The organism is Bacillus sp. FSL R5-0560 (genome assembly GCF_037966305.1).
Taxonomy (GTDB): Bacteria; Bacillota; Bacilli; order Bacillales; family Bacillaceae; genus Bacillus; species Bacillus mojavensis.
In genome coordinates this window covers 3,329,552-3,346,260 of sequence record NZ_CP150195.1, presented here as the reverse complement: position 1 = coordinate 3,346,260, position 16,709 = coordinate 3,329,552, and the positions used below count along the sequence as shown (strand labels likewise).

Genomic DNA, 16,709 nt, shown 5'->3' with positions numbered 1-16,709 from the left:
TTGGGACAATTGAACTTGTACATGCGATGAATATGTAACGATAAACGAAAAACCGAATAAGGAGTGTATGCATATGGATTACCGACGTGATGACCAAAACGGGGAACAACAAACGGAACCTTCACATACAGAAAACATGAATACAGATAACCGGAAGCTGATTGAGCATCCTGAACAAAAATTGCTTGATCAGCCTCATTCTTATGAAGCGGGACGAAAAGAAACAGCTTCCGCTTTGGAAATGGAAAAGAAAGAAACAGCTGTAAAAAAAGAGAAGAAGCGGAGAGCGGCATGGCTGAGCCCGATTTTAGGCGGGATCATCGGCGGCGGACTGATGCTCGGCATCGCGCCTTATTTGCCGTCTGACCATAATCAGACGACCGAAACGGCTTCCGCAAATAAACAGGTGCAATCCGACAATTTTACAACGACACCTGTGACAAACGCGACCAACGTGGCTGATATGGTAGAGGACTTAGAGCCGACGATTGTCGGAATCTCAAATATCCAAACCTCTCATAATAACACATTCGGCACAGAAGGCAGCTCCGGTTCAGAAAGTGAAAGCGGAACAGGGTCAGGGGTTATTTTCAAAAAAGACAATAACAAAGCATATATCATTACAAACAACCACGTAGTGGAAGGAGCGAATAAGCTGACTGTTACCCTGTACAATGGTAAAACGGAGACAGCAAAGCTTGTGGGAAGCGATGCAATTACCGATTTGGCTGTTTTGGAAATCAACAGCAAGAACGTCAAAAAAGTGGCGAGCTTCGGTGATTCTTCGCAGCTGCGCACAGGTGAAAAAGTCATCGCCATCGGTAATCCGCTCGGCCAGCAGTTCTCTGGAACAGTGACACAAGGGATCATTAGCGGACTTAACCGGACGATTGATGTCGATACGACTCAAGGTACCGTTGAAATGAATGTGCTGCAAACAGACGCCGCAATCAATCCGGGAAACAGCGGCGGCCCGTTAATCAATTCAAACGGCCAAGTGATCGGTATCAACAGTCTGAAAGTGAGTGAAAGCGGGGTTGAGTCACTCGGTTTTGCGATTCCAAGCAACGATGTAGAGCCAATTGTTGACCAGCTTCTTGAAAACGGAAAAGTGGACCGTCCATTCTTAGGCGTGCAGATGATTGATATGTCACAAGTTCCTGAAACGTACCAGGAAAATACACTCGGCCTGTTTGGGGATCAATTGAGCAAAGGTGTCTACGTCAAAGAAGTTCAATCAAATTCACCGGCGGCTAAAGCAGGGATGAAACCTGAGGATGTGATTGTCAAATTAAACGGCAAAGATATCCAAAGCAGTGCGGATATCCGTCAAATTCTTTATAAAGATTTAAAAGTCGGAGATAAAACAACAATTCAAGTGATACGCAACGGAAAAACGAAAAACCTGAATGTGACATTGACCAAGAAGACAGAGAGCCTCAGCAGCTAACTGGCAAAAAAGCTGAACCCGAAGAGGGTTCAGCTTTTTTTTAGCCTAAATAAGAGGAAAGCATCCACACTTGTTTTTCGACTTCTTCTATAAGTCCGACAAACAAGTCTGCTGTCGCATTGTCTTGATTTTCTTCCGCAAGGCCGATGACGAATTTAGACTCGCTGCTGATTTGTTTATAGTCGTTCACCAAAGCTTGGACCATTTCTGAAGCTGACGTTTCGTTTCCGCCGTCTGTGATGGATGCTTGCTCAGTGTATTCTTTCAAAGTGGCAACAGGCTGTCCTCCGATAGCCAGCAGGCGCTCAGCAATCGTATCTACAGTTTCCGCCGCGTGGTCATACAGTTCTTCAAATTTTTCATGCAATGTAAAGAAGTGAGGCCCTTTTACATACCAATGAAAACGGTGCAGCTTGGAGTATAGAAGAAACCAGTTTGATAATTGGGTGTTCATTGAATTCTCAACTAATGTCAGGTTTGTTTTTGCGTTTTCGGTTTTCATAATATTACGTCCTCCTTGTGATCTGTTAATTTAATTATATCACATATTAATTAAAAATCAATACTAAATTATAATAATTATAATTTAGGTCGGGTGAATAGTTTTTTCTTCAAGATAGATTCCCAAGCGGACCAAGGAAAAAGTGCACGGAATAGCAGGGTGAGCTTGACGCCTTTTCCGATCGGATAACGCAATTTCTTTACGCGCTGTTTCATCGCTAATTGATAAATGAGGTCGGCAACCTCTTGGGGGTCTCCGCTTTCAGCGGCATTTTTTTCAACATAAGAAAGGATCTTTTTATAGTATTGATGATAGGCTGAATCGTCAGCCGGCACAGTCATGTGATTCGATAAAGATGTTGTCCAGATCGATGTCTTGTATGAGCCTGGCTCGATCAGAGCGGTTTCAATGCCGAAAGGAAGCAGCTCCAAGCGCAGACTTTCAGAAAATCCTTCTAATGCATACTTGGAAGCGGCGTAAGGCGACAGTGCCGGAAATCCGGTCAAACCGCTGATACTGCTTACGTTTATAATCTTTGCCCCGCTATGCTTTCTTATGTAAGGCAGGACAGTTTTTGTGACATTGATCAATCCGAAAACATTCGTTTCAAATTGTTTTCTGAAATGCTCCATCGGCACATCCTCGATAAATCCCCCGTAAGCTGTACCCGCGTTATTAACGAGTACATCAATTGGGGCATACGCACTTATGGTTTTTCCAAACGCTTCGATCGAGTGTTCATCAGTGACATCGAGAGCGGTGATGTGAATGGAGTCAGCTACATGATGTTTTGCTGCTAAACCGCGCAGCTGTTCCGCTTTCTCGGGCTGCCTTGCTGTGGCAATGACGAAAAATGACTGAGCCAGTTTGACTGCCGCCAACAGACCAAAACCGCTTGACGCTCCTGTTACGATAGCTATTTTTTTATTCATTTTCCATATCCTCCTGTTTGGCGCTACAGCTATTGTACAATGATGCACAGAGAATGACGCCTATAAAAGATTTTTTATACAATAATTCAGAATTGTTCTATAATAAAATCAAATGAGGAAAGGGGTTTTGAGTCATGGGATTGCAAGGGGTAGACAAAACATGGGATCTGGATTCGTTTTTTAAAGGCGGGAGCCAGTCCGAAGAATTCAAGGGTTATATTGAAAAGCTGTCACAAAGCCTGCGTGCATTTCAAGACATGACGGATGCATTTGAGGCGCCAGAAACGCCGGCTGATGCTGGAAGGCTGACCGCATTGCTCGATGCATTTGAACAAAATTCGGTCAAGCTGCAGCAGGCCGGTGCTTTTGTCTCGTGTCTTCAGGCACAGAACATTAGCGATCAGAAGGCGAATGAACATAAATCATTCATGCATCAGCTAGTCGCAGATTTTCAGTCCTCCCTTGTCACATTGGATCATAAACTTGTGGAGATTGATCAAGGCGTGTGGGAAGAATTGCTCAAAACACCCGGGCTGCGAGAGGTATCATACATATTAAATGAAAGAAGAGAACGGGTTGCCGAAAAGCTCAGCCCAGACAAAGAAAAACTGATTGGAAGCCTTGCGGTTGACGGCTATCATGCCTGGGATGATTTATATCATATCGTTGTCGGAAAAATGACCATTCCGTTTGAGGAAAAACAATTATCTGTCGGACAGGCGGAAAACATGATGTCTCATCAGGACCGTACTGTCAGGAAAACCGTTTTTGAACGCATCAATCATGCATGGGAGCGGGAACAGGATATTTTTAGCAGCACGCTGAATCATTTGGCTGGATTCCGGCTGGAAACCTACAAAGCGCGGGGATGGCAGGATGTTCTGAAGGAGCCGCTGCAAATCAACCGGATGAAAAAAGAAACGCTGGATACGATGTGGCAGGTCATTATTGAAAATAAGCAGCCGTTCGTTCAGTTTCTCAACCGGAAAGCATCCATGCTTGGTCTCGAAAAGCTCAATTGGTACGACGTTGAGGCACCGATTGGGTCTGCCGGTAAGGAATACTCATACGATGAAGCCGCAAACTTAATCATCAGCCAATTTTCCACGTTTGGACGAAAGTTGTCCGCCTTTACAGAAAAGGCGTTCCGTGACCGCTGGATTGAAGCCGAGGACAGAAGCGGGAAAAGAGTCGGCGGCTTTTGCACGAGCTTTCCTGACAGCGGGGAATCCCGTATCTTCATGACGTTTTCCGGCAGCGCCTCGAACGTCTCAACGCTTGCCCATGAACTCGGGCATGCCTTTCATCAGGAAGCGATGCTCAATGTAAGGCCGTTAAATCGATCCTATGCTATGAATGTAGCGGAAACTGCGTCAACTTTTGCGGAAATGATTGTGGCAGACGCGACTGTCAATCAGGCGGAAACAAAGGAAGAAAAGCTTGTGCTTTTGGAGGATAAAGTGCAAAGAAGCGTTGCTTTTTTTATGAATATCCACGCGAGATTTTTATTTGAAACGAGGTTTTACGAAGAACGAAAACGGGGAATTGTGCCGGCGGACCGTTTAAATGAGCTGATGGAAGAGGCGCAAAAAGAAGCGTTCTGCGGCGCTTTAGACGAGTATCATCCGCTATTCTGGGCGTCAAAGCTCCACTTTCATATTACGAGAGTGCCGTTTTACAATTACCCTTATACGTTCGGCTATCTGTTTTCTCTCGGCATTTACGCTCTGGCGCTTGAAGAAAAAAACACGTTTGAAGAGAAATATATAGCACTATTGCGTGATACGGCATCCATGACCGTAGAAGATTTAGCGATGAAGCATTTAGGCGCAGACATCACGAAGAGAGACTTTTGGGAAAATGCCATCAAGTTGGCCGTGCAGGACGCCGAAGCCTTTTTGCAAATGACTGAATCATAAAAGGAAAGCCGGGCGCTGAAGCCCGGCTTTTTCTGTTCTCTTCTCTGAATGAGGATTCCATTCCTTGGACATACCTAAAAGAAATGGAATTCTACAGGGGGGAAGCATTATGCATTTGATCAGAGCGGCCGGGGCCGTTTGTCTCGCAGTTGTTCTGATTGCGGGCTGCCGTCTCAATGAAGAACAGCAGCTAGCAGAAGGAGAAAATACGGCAGTTACTCATATGAAATCCGTTCCTTACAGCAATTTTTCGCTTCGCGTCAGCTACGGTGACGGTGAGCATAACCGCTATGAAGGGATATACGCAAAAAACGGAACTCATGAAACGGCAGAAATACAAGATAAGCTCTCTGGCATCAATCAAGAGGGAGAAGAAGCGCTGGATGAGATGAAAATGATTCTAAGCGAGCTGTCCGTGACAGATCAAATGGCTGAGAAAGAAGTGATTCACAGTGTGCTGGCGGCTTTTAACCTTGACAGCCACTATGATCATTTCGACTTAAAAGTGAAGCTTAAGAACGGCACTGTCAGAGAAATTAAAAAATAATATGTACTGAAAAACCCATAACCGCCATTTTTGACCAGAAAACTAATTGAAAATGATTTTCAAAGTCACTGTTTTCTGCTACAATGATGGATATATGACCATATCAGAGACTGAATATTGTATCACTTGCATTGATGACAATTTACTTACATGCATGTCTATATAAAACGTGCAATACATAGTGCTGCTAAAAAGCCAGCAAAAAGGAGCGGTTATGGGTATGAGTGCAATTTCTACAGAAACGCTGAGCTTAGGGTACGGGGATGCCGTTATTATTGATGAACTGAATTTAACGATTCCAAAAGGTGAAATTACCGTATTTATCGGCAGCAATGGCTGCGGAAAATCGACACTTTTACGTTCGTTGGCGCGGCTGATGAAGCCGAGAGGCGGTTCAGTGCTATTGGAAGGAAGAGTGATCGCCAAGCTTCCGACAAAGGAAGTCGCAAAGGAGCTTGCCATCCTGCCGCAGGGGCCTTCTGCTCCGGAGGGACTGACGGTGCATCAGCTTGTAAAGCAGGGAAGGTATCCTTATCAAAACTGGCTGAAACAGTGGTCAAAAGAGGATGAGGCAGCTGTAGAGAGAGCGCTAAAAGCCACAAAGCTGGAGGATATGGCTGACCGCGCCGTCGATTCCTTATCAGGCGGGCAGCGCCAGCGGGCTTGGATAGCGATGACGCTTGCCCAGGAAACGGATATTATCCTTCTGGATGAACCGACAACGTATTTGGATATGACGCATCAAATTGAAATTCTTGATTTGCTGTTTGAGCTGAATGAGAAGGAACAGCGGACGATCGTCATGGTGCTCCATGATCTGAATTTAGCGTGCCGCTACGCACATCACCTTGTGGCTATTAAAGATAAGCAGATTTACGCTGAAGGCCGTCCAGAAGAGGTCATTACTTGTGATCTTGTGCAAAATGTGTTTTCTATGAACTGTCAGGTCACACAGGACCCGCTGTTCGGAACGCCTCTTTGCATTCCTCATGGCCGGGGCAGATGCATTGTCCGGGAAGCGGCTTTCACATCACATGGATAAATAACACGTGTAAAGGAGCTTTCATCAATGAGAAAGCTCCTTGCTGTTTTCTCGAAAGGAAGATGTATGAATGGAACAAAAACTGCAAGAACAGCTGGATGGATTGCTTGAAAAATATACCGAGCTTCTCCTTGGGGAGTCAAATCGTGAATTAAAAGAAGAAGTGAAGCAGTGGATTGTGTACACGCATATCGCCAAAAGCATGCCTCCGCTCGCCAAGCATTGGAATACGACATATCCTGACGCAAAGCAGGGCATTAAAGACATCATACAGCATATCAAACAGTTAAATGAAGAGCACCGAAACAAAGAATAGGCTAAAAAAGCAGTCTGCCGCTCATAATCGGCAGACTGCTTTTTGTTATGTTGCGTTTTCATTTGGTGCGAAGGAAGCCATAAAGGTGCGCAGCGCGCTGCTGATAAACGAATCCTTACGGAGAATAAACTCCGTTTTCATCTGTCTGAGAGGTTCAGGGAGCGTGTACAATCGGATCGAACCTTCAGACTCGTGTTTTTGTACAACAGTCCGCGGGAGCAAGGAGATGCCAAGGCCCGCTGTCACCCCGCCTATAATCGCTTCAAGTGTGCCGAACTCCATAATAACCGGCTGTGTGACGCCGGCAGAGTGCAGCCATTTTTCAAGGGTATCTCGGTACGAACAGCCTGTGCTGTAAACGAGAATCGGCTTTGTGATCGCTTCTTCTGCACAGGACACAGATGCAGCGGACACGACTACGGGCTCCTCCTCAAATGCTGGAAAGGACTGGAGCTCAGGATGATTGCATTCACAGCCGATAAACGCGCCATCGAGTTCATACCGAAGAACTTTATCAATTAAAAATTGTGTATGCCCTGTTATTAAAGACAACTGTACGTTTGGATACTCTTCATAATACGAAGCAAGCAGTTTGGGAAGCCTGACGGCGGCGGCTGTCTGAGTGGAACCGATCATCAGCTGTCCGCTAGGCTCAGTTGAGGAAGAGAGCGCTTTGGACGCCTCATCCAGCAGCCCGATAATTTTATTCGTATAATCCAACAGAAGCTTTCCGCTGGAAGAGAGTGTCATGCCTCGATTATGGCGCAAAAAAAGGGTGGTGCCGAGCTCAGCTTCCAATTGCTGAATTCTGGCCGTCACATTTGATTGCACGTAGCCAAGCTGCAGTGCGGCTTTCGTAATTGAGCCTTCACGAGCTACCATTTGAAACACACGTAGATCTCCGCTTTCCATGTTGAATCCCCCGCTCTTTTGCTATCAACCTAAATGATAGCAAGTATCTTTAACAATCATTATACGGAACACCAAACCTGCATTACAATAGGATCAGCAGTTTAGATTTCAAAATATATACAAACAACAAGGAGTGGCGGCAATGGATCTTAAGAACAAAATAGCTCTCGTCACTGGGGGCGGCACGGGAATAGGAAGAGCAGCATGCATTGAATTAGCGAAACGGGGAGCGATTGTTGCGGTGAATTATTCACGCTCGCGTGCTGAGGCTGAGGAAACAGCAGACATCATCAAAAGAGAGGGCGGGCAGGCCGTTGCTATCCAAGCCGATGTGTCCAAAAACAGTGACGTGCAGGACATGGTTCAATCAATAGGAAAGCAATACGGCACGATTGACGTTTTAATCAACAATGCTAGCATTACACAGCATATTCCAATGGATGATCTTGATGCCGCGACAGAGGACGTATGGGACAAGTTATATGCGGTCAATGTCAAAGGAATGTTTTTTTGCGCGAGAGCAGCGGCTCCTTTCATGAAAAAAAGCAAGGCTGGGGCAATCGTTAATATTGGCAGTATCGCGGGGGCAACCGGGGCGGGCTCTTCTATGCCATACGCTGTGTCAAAAGCAGCGGTGCACGGCCTGACAAAATCATTGGCACACGCTTTGGCGCCAGAAATCAGAGTGTGCGGTGTCGCACCCGGAGCTGTCGCGACAAGATGGTGGGCAGGGCGTGAAGAAAAAATGAAAAACATGAGCGGCACTCTGCTGTTGCAGCGAATTGCTGAAGCGGGTGATGTGGCACAGCTGATTTGTTCCGTGCTTGAACAGGAATCCCTGACAGGACAAATCATCACGATTGACAGCGGCCAGACGATGTAAAGAAAGGAGCGGCTTGAGAGATGCCATTTGTACAGATTCATTTACGAGCGGGGAGAAGCAAAGAATGGCTTCAAACACTAAGCAGAGCCATTCACCAGTCTATGATCGAGGAAATCAATGTGCCGGCTGATGATTACTTTCAAGTGATCCGGCAATACCAAAAAAGCGAATTTTTTTATGATCCGTGTTATTTACAGGTAGAGCGCACAGATGAACTGATTTACATCCATTTTACATTGAAAGATTCAAGAACAACAGAGCAGAAGAAATCGTTTTACCATTCAGTGGCAAGCCGGATTCATTCGGAGCTCGGTGTAAGAAAAAAAGATGTGTTTATCATACTGGCTGGAAATCAGGATGAAGATTGGTCCTTTGGGGATGGAAGGGCTCAGATGATCGAATAAAAAAGCCCCGCGGTTATGTCCGCGGGTTGCTCTATTAATGAGAAGGGGATTCAACGGCTTGAGCCGCTTTTTCCTTTTGTTCATCCGTGTTCTTATTCGAAAGCTTAATAGGTCTTAAGAATAAGGTAAATACAGCTCCGACTGCGATAAAGATGAGGCCTGCATAAAAAACACTGTGGAGTGAATCCATTAATGATGTTTTTAAAATCGGCACGACATGGGATGAGAAAGCCGCAGGAATTTGTTTGATTGCGTCCGGGCTGAACAGTGATTGCAGCAGCCCTTGCGGATTTGTGTCAATCATGCCCTTTAATTGAGAAGCAAAGGCGTTTGCCTGTGCCGGAAGCGAGTCTAAATATGGAACCAGTTTATCAGTCAGCAAGCTTCCGGATCGGGCGTTCATTATAGCGCCCAGCATGGTAATACCGAATGTGCCCCCGATAGAACGGAAGAATTGGCTGGAAGAGGTGACGACCCCAAGCTCCTCTTTCGAAAAGCTTTCCTGTAAAGCCAGCGTCAGAATCGGCATAACAAGACCCATTCCAAGACCAATAATGGCCATATAGGATGTTGCGATAAGTTTGCTCGTATCTAGGTCCAAGGTGGTTAACAGAAGGAATCCGCCAGCCATAATCAGCATGCCTGTTATGATTTGCGGTTTAATTCCTATTTTGTAAACAAGCTGGCCGCCGATAATGCTTGTGATAATCATTGAGATCATCATTGGTGTCATAATCGTCCCTGATTCAGACGCGCTTACACCGACAATTCCCTGCATAAAGAAAGGAACAAACGTAATTGCGCCAAACATTCCGATACTCATAAAAAAGCCGATCAGGTTCAAAAACGTAAATGTTCTATTTTTAAATAGATACATAGGAAGGATCGGTTCTTTCGCTTTCGACTCAACAATAATAAAACTCACAATACCAATCAATGCGAGAGCGAACAAGCCGAGAATCTGCCATGAACCCCAAGCGTAATCTTTTCCGCCGAAGCTTAGGGCAAGAAGAAGGCTGACAACCCCGACAATCATTGTAAAAATACCGGCGATATCAAAGTTGATCGGACCAGTCTGCTTACGGCCCTGCAATCCTCTGGCGATAAAAATAACGGCAATAATTCCAACAGGAAGGTTAATATAGAAAACCCATTTCCAGTTTAATGAATCAACGATCCAGCCGCCGATTTGCGGACCGATAACAGAAGCAAGCCCGTAAATGGCACCAAAGACCCCTTGGAATTTGGCACGCTGTTTTCCTGTAAATAAGTCACCAATGACAATCATGGCCATTGGCATCATAATACCTCCGCCAATTCCCTGCAAACCGCGGAAAATAATTAATTCTGTCATATTGTTGGCCATTCCGCACAGAGCTGAAGCAGCCATAAAAATAAGCAAACCTGATACATAGACGATCCGGCGCCCCAATAAGTCGGCTAATTTACCGGCGATCGGCACGACCGTTGTTGATGTTAACAAATACGCTGTAGTCAGCCAGGTCATCATGCTTAGACCGCCAAGATCTCCGACGATTTTCGGCATGGCAGTTCCGACAATGGTGCCGTCAAGGGCTGAGAAAAACATGGCAATGATTAAGCCGGTTATTAATAAAGTCCGTTTTGATTGTTTTCCTTCATTACTCATTTCATCCATTTCCTCTTTTCCTAATTTACTTTTCATTGGTTTCGGCAGCAGCTTGTGCCAGCTTTTTCGTAATATGTGCTGCCTGCATCATTTCTTCATCTGTCAGGTAGGAAAGGTATCGTGCCATTATGGCTTTTCTGCCCGCCAAAACGTCCTCGAACTTTCTGTCTCCTTCATCGGTAAGGCTGATATTAATGACTCGCCTGTCTTGTGTATTGTGTTTTCTGACGATCAGATTTTTTTGTTCAAGGCGGTCTGCCATTAACGTAACCGCGCTAGGCTTGACCTCCATCCGTTCGGCAATTTCAGAAATTTTAAGGTTGCCATTCTTTTTTAAGCTCGCGAGCACAAACAGCTGCGCGGGGGTAACCCCTTGTTTCTCCATGCTATCCAGCATTTCAGGCTGTATCTTTTGAAAGAGCGTCTGAAGCGATAATTGAATATCAGACATTAACTGATCCGCACTCTTCATCTTCATTTCTCCTCTTTAATATAACTATTGTTTATATTTAATGCATTAAAATAGTTAATGCTTATTAAATATAAATAAGTGTTAATAAAAAGTCAACTGATTTTACACACAAAAAAAGGATAGATGCCAGTAAAGCACATCGTACCCTTTTGCTGATCTGATTGATAAACTTTATTGCTGATAAGGAGACTGCTGCTGAATGGTCTGCTGGAACTTTTGATAGGATTGCTGCAGCTTTTGGGCGTCCTCTGCTTCAACAGCATACCACCCATATTGGAACATGAGATCATACAGTTTTCTTTGCGCTTTTTGTGACTCATCAAAAATGGTTTGAATATCCTGATAGAGAGATTCATGGCTGAACTCGTGCAGAGCAGTGCAATACGCAGTGGTCATGTATTTTTCTGTTGTCAAAAGCTCATTGACGAAATCTCGGTCATTCATTTCTGATGTAGTCGGCACTGGTGTTTGCGGGTTGCTGATTTTCTGATTTTGCTGATTCATTTTGGCGCCTCCTTATTGGATGTAGCCGGACTGCTGCTGGCCTGGCTGCAGGTGCTTTAATATTCTTTGATAGTGATCGTGATGCATATGTCCGACGCGGTCTAGTTCTTGTTTTAATGTTTGATCCTGGCACTGCTGCGCCATAAAATGCGCTTTTTTCATCGCGAGCAGATTCCAGTTCAGCATGTCATTCAGATACAAATGATCCTTTGTTGAAATGACAGAGGGCGGCATTTGAGATTGCTGCTGATTGTTCATTGTAATCCTCCTTTGCGTTCTATTCGTTTTATGTTTCCTTCAGTATGGGAGTTATATACAGGTGTTTTGAAGAAGGCTGTATCGTCAGGAGGAATTGGATGTTGAGACATATGTTTTTATTCTTATCACAAAATAAAACGCTCACCAAACTTGCCAAAGCATACGGATCACGGCTGGGGGCGCGGAGATTTGTCGCGGGGGACACGATTGAATCGGCTGTTCGGACCATTAAAAAGCTGAATCAATCCGGTTTGTGCACAACCATTGATTATTTAGGCGAGTATGCGGCTACACATAAAGAAGCAAGTCGAGTCGCGGCAGAATGCAAGAAGGCCATTCAAGCGATTGCCGAACACCGGTTAGATTCCGAGCTTTCCCTTAAGCTGACGTCATTAGGGCTCGATATTTCAGAAGAGCTGGCGGTTTCACATTTGCGTGACATTTTATCTGCTGCGAAGGAAAATGGCGTGGCTGTGACGATCGATATGGAGGACTACTCACATTATGAACAGACACTTGCCATCTACAGGCAGTGCAAGCAGGAATTTGACATGCTGGGTACGGTGATACAGGCGTATCTTTACCGGGCGGCAGAAGATATCCGTAAGCTGCATGATCTGAAGCCGAATCTCAGACTCGTCAAAGGCGCTTACAAGGAATCTGTGGCTGTTGCGTTCCCTGATAAAAAAGGAACAGATCTTCACTTCCAGAGCTTGATTAAACTGCATCTGCTGAGCGGGAACTATACTGCCGTCGCTACACACGATGATGACATCATTGCGTTTACGAAGAAACTCGTTGCCGATCATGATATCCCGTTGTCCCAATTTGAGTTTCAAATGCTTTATGGCATCAGGCCGGAGCGGCAGAAGGAACTCGTGAAGGAAGGGTACAAGATGCGTGTGTATGTCCCGTATGGAACCGATTGGTTTAGTTACTTTATGAGAAGAATCGCCGAAAGACCCGCTAATGCGGCTTTTGTGTTAAAAGGGATTTTCAAAAAGTGAAAGCAGCCGCGGGACGCGGGCTGCATTGTTATTGTTCCATGTTATGTTTCTTATACTGCTGATTTTGGCTTGTTCGTTTTCCGCCGCCGTAATGCTGTGTCGGACCGGCATCTCCTTTTACGCTCGCCGCGCTTACTGCTGCTGAAGACGGGTTCTTTTTTTCTCTCACCATTCCCTTCACCTCCGGGTTTAAGTTTCCCGTCTTCTATCTGCTTCATACAAAAAAATAACAAATTAGCTATTGAAGTCGAAACAAAAATCTTTTATGATGAAAGAAGAAACGGGTTTCCATTTTTTTTGACCAAAAAATGAATGATTATTCATTCAACGCTCAAGGGGGATGTCTCATGCACAAACACATTCAAAAAGCAGCCGTTTTAGGATCGGGGGTTATGGGTTCCGGTATTGCTGCGCATTTGGCTAACATCGGAATTCCGGTCCTGCTGCTTGATATTGTGCCGAACGATTTAACGAAGGAAGAGGAGAAAAAGGGGCTGACCAAGGAAAGTCCGGAGGTGCGCAGCAGGCTGAGCAGATCTGCGGTGAAAAAGCTGCTGAAACAAAAACCCGCCCCTCTTACGTCAGCACAAAACACCGCTTATATTACTCCCGGCAATCTAGAAGATGATGTCGAGAAGCTGAAGGAAGCTGATTGGATTATTGAGGTCGTTGTCGAAAATCTTGAGGTCAAAAAGAAGATTTTCTCTCTCGTGGATGAGCATCGGAAACCGGGCAGCATCGTCTCGAGCAACACGTCCGGCATCTCAGTGCAGGCGATGGCTGAAGGCAGGTCTGAAGATTTTAAAGCTCATTTTCTCGGAACGCATTTTTTTAACCCGGCGCGATATTTAAAGCTGCTGGAGATCATTCCGATTAAGGAGACTGATCCTGACATCCTGGCGTTTATGACATCCTTCGGTGAAAATGTCCTCGGCAAAGGTGTGGTCACAGCTAAGGACACACCAAATTTTATCGCAAACCGAATCGGGACGTACGGACTTCTCATTACGGTTCAAGAAATGCTGAAAGGCGGCTATCAGGTCGGAGAAGTCGATTCCATCACAGGCCCGCTGATCGGAAGACCGAAAAGCGCAACCTTCAGAACGCTGGATGTTGTCGGCCTCGATACTTTTGCCCACGTCGCCCGAAACGTGTATGACAAAGCAGAGGGAGACGAAAAAGAAGTATTTCGCCTGCCTGACTTCATGAATGACATGCTGCAAAAAGGCTGGATCGGAAGCAAATCCGGTCAAGGCTTTTATAAAAAAGAAGGAAAAACGATTTATGAGCTTGACCCGATGACGCTTACTTACGGAGAACGGACAAAGATGAAAACGCCGGCTCTTGAAGCGGCAAAACAGGCTAGAGGGACAAAAGCCAAAATGAAAGCGCTTATTTATTCGGAAGACAGGGCTGGCCGGCTGCTGTGGAATATTACGTCGCAAACGCTGCTTTACTCAGCCCAGCTGCTCGGAGAAATCGCAGACGATATTCATGCAATTGACCAAGCTATGAAATGGGGATTCGGCTGGGAACTGGGACCATTCGAAATCTGGGACGCAATCGGTCTCAGACAGTCGGCGGAAAAGCTTGAACAGCTTGGAGCGGAGATTCCTGGCTGGATAAAAGATATGCTGGACAAAGGGAATGAAACCTTTTACATCAGAGAAAACGGAACAGTGCTTTATTACGAAAGCGGCGAATACAGAGCCGTAAAAGAAAACAAGAAACGCATCCATTTACAGTCAGTTAAAGAAACAAACGGCGTCATTGCGAAAAACAGCGGTGCGAGCTTGATCGATCTTGGTGACGATGTAGCGCTTCTGGAATTTCACTCGAAAAGCAATGCCATCGGGCTCGACATCATTCAAATGATCAACAAAGCATTGGAAGAAACAGAGCGGAATTACAAAGGGCTTGTCATCGGCAATCAAGGGAAAAATTTCTGCGTGGGCGCCAATCTTGCCATGATCTTAATGGAAGTGCAGGATGACAACTTTATGGAAGTTGATTTGGTGATACGGCGTTTTCAAGAGACAATGATGAACATCAAATACAGCACGAAACCTGTTGTTGCCGCTCCATTTGGCATGACGCTCGGCGGAGGGACGGAAGTGTGTCTCCCTGCTGCACGGATACAAGCGGCAAGCGAAGCCTATATGGGACTTGTGGAATCAGGAGTCGGCCTTATCCCTGGAGGAGGGGGCAATAAAGAACTGTACATCAATCAACTTCGCCGCGGTCTTGATCCGATGAATGCGGCCATAAAAACTTTTGAAACGATCGCAATGGCTAAGGTGTCAACTTCCGCCCAAGAGGCACGGGAACTGAATATTTTAAAAGAGGCTGACCGTATCAGCACTAACCAGGATCACCTCCTGTACGATGCAAAGCAGCTAGCCGCCTCTTTATACGATACCGGCTGGCGGCCGCCTGTAAAAGAAAAGGTCAAGGTGGCGGGGGAAACAGGCTATGCCGCGCTTCTGCTCGGTGCAGAGCAAATGAGGCTGTCCGGCTACCTATCTGAGCATGATATGAAAATTGCAAAAAAACTCGCTTTTGTGATTGCCGGCGGAAAAGTGCCGTTCGGTACAGAGGTGGATGAAGAGTATTTATTAGAAATTGAGAGAGAAGCGTTTTTAAGTCTGGCAGGCGAGGCGAAATCTCAGGCGAGAATGCAGCATATGCTGGTGAAAGGCAAACCTTTACGGAACTAGGAGGGAGTTTATGAAAGAGGCAGTCATTGTGGCAGGAGCAAGAACACCGGTTGGGAAAGCGAAAAAAGGATCATTGGCCACCGTTCGCCCGGATGATTTGGGAGCCATTTGCGTGAAAGAAACGCTGAAACGAGCAGGCGGTTACGAGGGCAATATTGACGATTTAATTATAGGCTGTGCGACACCTGAAGCGGAACAGGGGCTCAATATGGCGAGAAATATCGGCGCGCTTGCGGGTCTGCCATATACGGTGCCGGCGATTACAGTCAACCGCTACTGTTCCTCAGGTCTTCAGTCCATCGCATATGCGGCAGAAAAAATTATGCTTGGCGCTTATGATACAGCCATTGCAGGCGGAGCAGAATCCATGTCACAGGTTCCGATGATGGGGCATGTGACCCGTCCGAACCTCACATTGGCCGAAAAAGCGCCGGAGTATTACATGAGCATGGGACACACAGCAGAACAGGTTGCGAAAAAATACGGCGTTTCCCGTGAAGATCAGGATGCTTTTGCAGTGCGCAGTCACCAGAAAGCTGCCAAAGCTCTTGCAGAGGGAAAATTTAAAGATGAAATTGTCCCAGTCGAAGTCAGAGTGACAGAAATCGGCGAAAACCATAAGCCTCAGGAAAAACATACTGTTTTTTCTCAGGATGAAGGTGTACGTCCGCAAACGACCGCAGATATTTTAGCCACATTGCGCCCGGCCTTTTCCGTTGACGGAACAGTCACTGCCGGAAATTCCTCGCAAACTAGTGACGGGGCGGCGGCTGTCATGCTGATGGATCGCGAAAAAGCGGATGCGCTTGGTTTGGCGCCGCTTGTCAAATTCCGTTCCTTTGCCGTTGGCGGGGTGCCGCCGGAAGTCATGGGCATCGGACCCGTCGAAGCCATTCCGCGTGCACTGAAGCTTGCCGGGCTTCAACTGCAGGACATTGGGCTGTTTGAATTGAACGAAGCGTTTGCATCACAAGCCATCCAAGTCATCAGGGAGCTGGGGATTGATGAGGAGAAAGTGAATGTCAATGGAGGCGCTATCGCACTCGGGCACCCGCTTGGATGTACGGGCACAAAGCTTACACTCTCACTGATTCACGAAATGAAACGGAGAAACGAGCAATTTGGAGTCGTCACAATGTGTATCGGCGGCGGGATGGGAGCAGCCGGCGTATTTGAACTATGCTAAAGGGGGAAAA

17 protein-coding genes and 1 pseudogene are annotated in these 16,709 nt (G+C 46.1%); 10 read left to right on the top strand and 8 right to left on the bottom strand.

Annotated elements, in window-relative coordinates; genetic code table 11:
- Window positions 1-73: 73 nt before the first annotated feature.
- Window positions 74-1,450, top strand: a complete 1,377-nt coding sequence (locus NST56_RS17635) for a trypsin-like peptidase domain-containing protein (RefSeq protein WP_339178116.1) — start codon at window positions 74-76, stop codon at window positions 1,448-1,450.
- 40 nt (window positions 1,451-1,490) lie between these two features.
- On the opposite strand, the gene mrgA is transcribed toward NST56_RS17635, so the two are convergent.
- Together mrgA and NST56_RS17625 are read right to left on the bottom strand one after the other, a co-directional pair.
- Complete coding sequence (gene mrgA / locus NST56_RS17630) at window positions 1,491-1,952, bottom strand: metalloregulation DNA-binding stress protein MgrA (protein ID WP_268447220.1); 462 nt, start codon at window positions 1,950-1,952, stop codon at window positions 1,491-1,493.
- Window positions 1,953-2,029: 77 nt separating this feature from the next.
- Window positions 2,030-2,884, bottom strand: a complete 855-nt coding sequence (locus tag NST56_RS17625) for an oxidoreductase (RefSeq protein WP_326196757.1) — start codon at window positions 2,882-2,884, stop codon at window positions 2,030-2,032.
- Window positions 2,885-3,018: 134 nt separating this feature from the next.
- On the opposite strand from NST56_RS17625, the gene NST56_RS17620 reads away from it, so the two are divergent.
- The 4 genes and pseudogenes from NST56_RS17620 (at window position 3,019) to NST56_RS17605 (ending at window position 6,708) form a co-directional block, all read left to right on the top strand.
- Window positions 3,019-4,803 (top strand): M3 family oligoendopeptidase, encoded by a 1,785-nt coding sequence (locus tag NST56_RS17620; protein ID WP_339178112.1) that lies wholly within the window; start codon window positions 3,019-3,021, stop codon window positions 4,801-4,803.
- A gap of 109 nt (window positions 4,804-4,912) precedes the next feature.
- Window positions 4,913-5,350 carry a YusW family protein gene (locus tag NST56_RS17615; RefSeq protein WP_339178109.1) on the top strand — a complete coding sequence of 146 codons (438 nt, stop codon included), beginning with the start codon at window positions 4,913-4,915 and terminating at the stop codon, window positions 5,348-5,350.
- Window positions 5,351-5,564: 214 nt separating this feature from the next.
- The gene (locus tag NST56_RS17610) at window positions 5,565-6,392 is read left to right on the top strand and encodes an ABC transporter ATP-binding protein (RefSeq protein ID WP_339178107.1); all 828 of its coding nucleotides are present in this window, start codon (window positions 5,565-5,567) and stop codon (window positions 6,390-6,392) included.
- Between the two features lie 27 nt (window positions 6,393-6,419).
- Window positions 6,420-6,708 (top strand): annotated as a pseudogene (locus tag NST56_RS17605) (YusU family protein).
- A 45-nt stretch (window positions 6,709-6,753) separates the two neighbouring features.
- On the opposite strand, the gene NST56_RS17600 reads toward NST56_RS17605, so the two are convergent.
- Window positions 6,754-7,620, bottom strand: coding sequence for a LysR family transcriptional regulator (locus NST56_RS17600; RefSeq protein WP_339178105.1), 867 nt, complete (start codon window positions 7,618-7,620; stop codon window positions 6,754-6,756).
- A gap of 142 nt (window positions 7,621-7,762) precedes the next feature.
- Here NST56_RS17600 and NST56_RS17595 point away from each other — a divergent pair, with 142 nt between their 5' ends.
- Both NST56_RS17595 and NST56_RS17590 read left to right on the top strand, forming a co-directional pair.
- Entirely contained in the window at window positions 7,763-8,503 is a 741-nt protein-coding gene (locus tag NST56_RS17595) for an SDR family NAD(P)-dependent oxidoreductase (protein ID WP_168748702.1), read from the top strand.
- A 20-nt stretch (window positions 8,504-8,523) separates the two neighbouring features.
- Entirely contained in the window at window positions 8,524-8,907 is a 384-nt protein-coding gene (locus NST56_RS17590) for a tautomerase family protein (RefSeq protein WP_339178102.1), read from the top strand.
- Between the two features lie 34 nt (window positions 8,908-8,941).
- Here the strand turns inward: NST56_RS17590 and mdtP are convergent, their stop codons facing one another.
- The 4 genes from mdtP to NST56_RS17570 all read right to left on the bottom strand — a co-directional run bounded on the left by mdtP (window position 8,942) and on the right by NST56_RS17570 (window position 11,789).
- A complete protein-coding gene (gene mdtP, locus NST56_RS17585; protein ID WP_173400509.1) occupies window positions 8,942-10,564 on the bottom strand; it encodes a multidrug efflux MFS transporter MdtP in 1,623 nt (540 codons plus the stop codon).
- 16 nt (window positions 10,565-10,580) lie between these two features.
- Window positions 10,581-11,027, bottom strand: coding sequence for a MarR family transcriptional regulator (locus NST56_RS17580; RefSeq protein WP_339178098.1), 447 nt, complete (start codon window positions 11,025-11,027; stop codon window positions 10,581-10,583).
- A gap of 171 nt (window positions 11,028-11,198) precedes the next feature.
- On the bottom strand, window positions 11,199-11,531 hold the full coding sequence (locus NST56_RS17575) for a spore coat protein (RefSeq protein ID WP_010331809.1): 333 nt from the start codon (window positions 11,529-11,531) through the stop codon (window positions 11,199-11,201).
- 12 nt (window positions 11,532-11,543) lie between these two features.
- On the bottom strand, window positions 11,544-11,789 hold the full coding sequence (locus NST56_RS17570) for a hypothetical protein (RefSeq protein WP_010331808.1): 246 nt from the start codon (window positions 11,787-11,789) through the stop codon (window positions 11,544-11,546).
- A gap of 98 nt (window positions 11,790-11,887) precedes the next feature.
- Here NST56_RS17570 and NST56_RS17565 point away from each other — a divergent pair, with 98 nt between their 5' ends.
- Complete coding sequence (locus tag NST56_RS17565; protein ID WP_339178094.1) at window positions 11,888-12,796, top strand: proline dehydrogenase; 909 nt, start codon at window positions 11,888-11,890, stop codon at window positions 12,794-12,796.
- A 28-nt stretch (window positions 12,797-12,824) separates the two neighbouring features.
- Here the strand turns inward: NST56_RS17565 and NST56_RS17560 are convergent, their stop codons facing one another.
- Window positions 12,825-12,968, bottom strand: coding sequence for a YuzL family protein (locus NST56_RS17560; protein ID WP_010331806.1), 144 nt, complete (start codon window positions 12,966-12,968; stop codon window positions 12,825-12,827).
- 175 nt (window positions 12,969-13,143) lie between these two features.
- On the opposite strand from NST56_RS17560, the gene NST56_RS17555 reads away from it, so the two are divergent.
- The gene (locus NST56_RS17555; RefSeq protein WP_339178091.1) at window positions 13,144-15,513 is read left to right on the top strand and encodes a 3-hydroxyacyl-CoA dehydrogenase NAD-binding domain-containing protein; all 2,370 of its coding nucleotides are present in this window, start codon (window positions 13,144-13,146) and stop codon (window positions 15,511-15,513) included.
- A gap of 10 nt (window positions 15,514-15,523) precedes the next feature.
- Entirely contained in the window at window positions 15,524-16,699 is a 1,176-nt protein-coding gene (locus NST56_RS17550) for an acetyl-CoA C-acetyltransferase (RefSeq protein ID WP_010331803.1), read from the top strand.
- Window positions 16,700-16,709 lie beyond the last annotated feature (10 nt).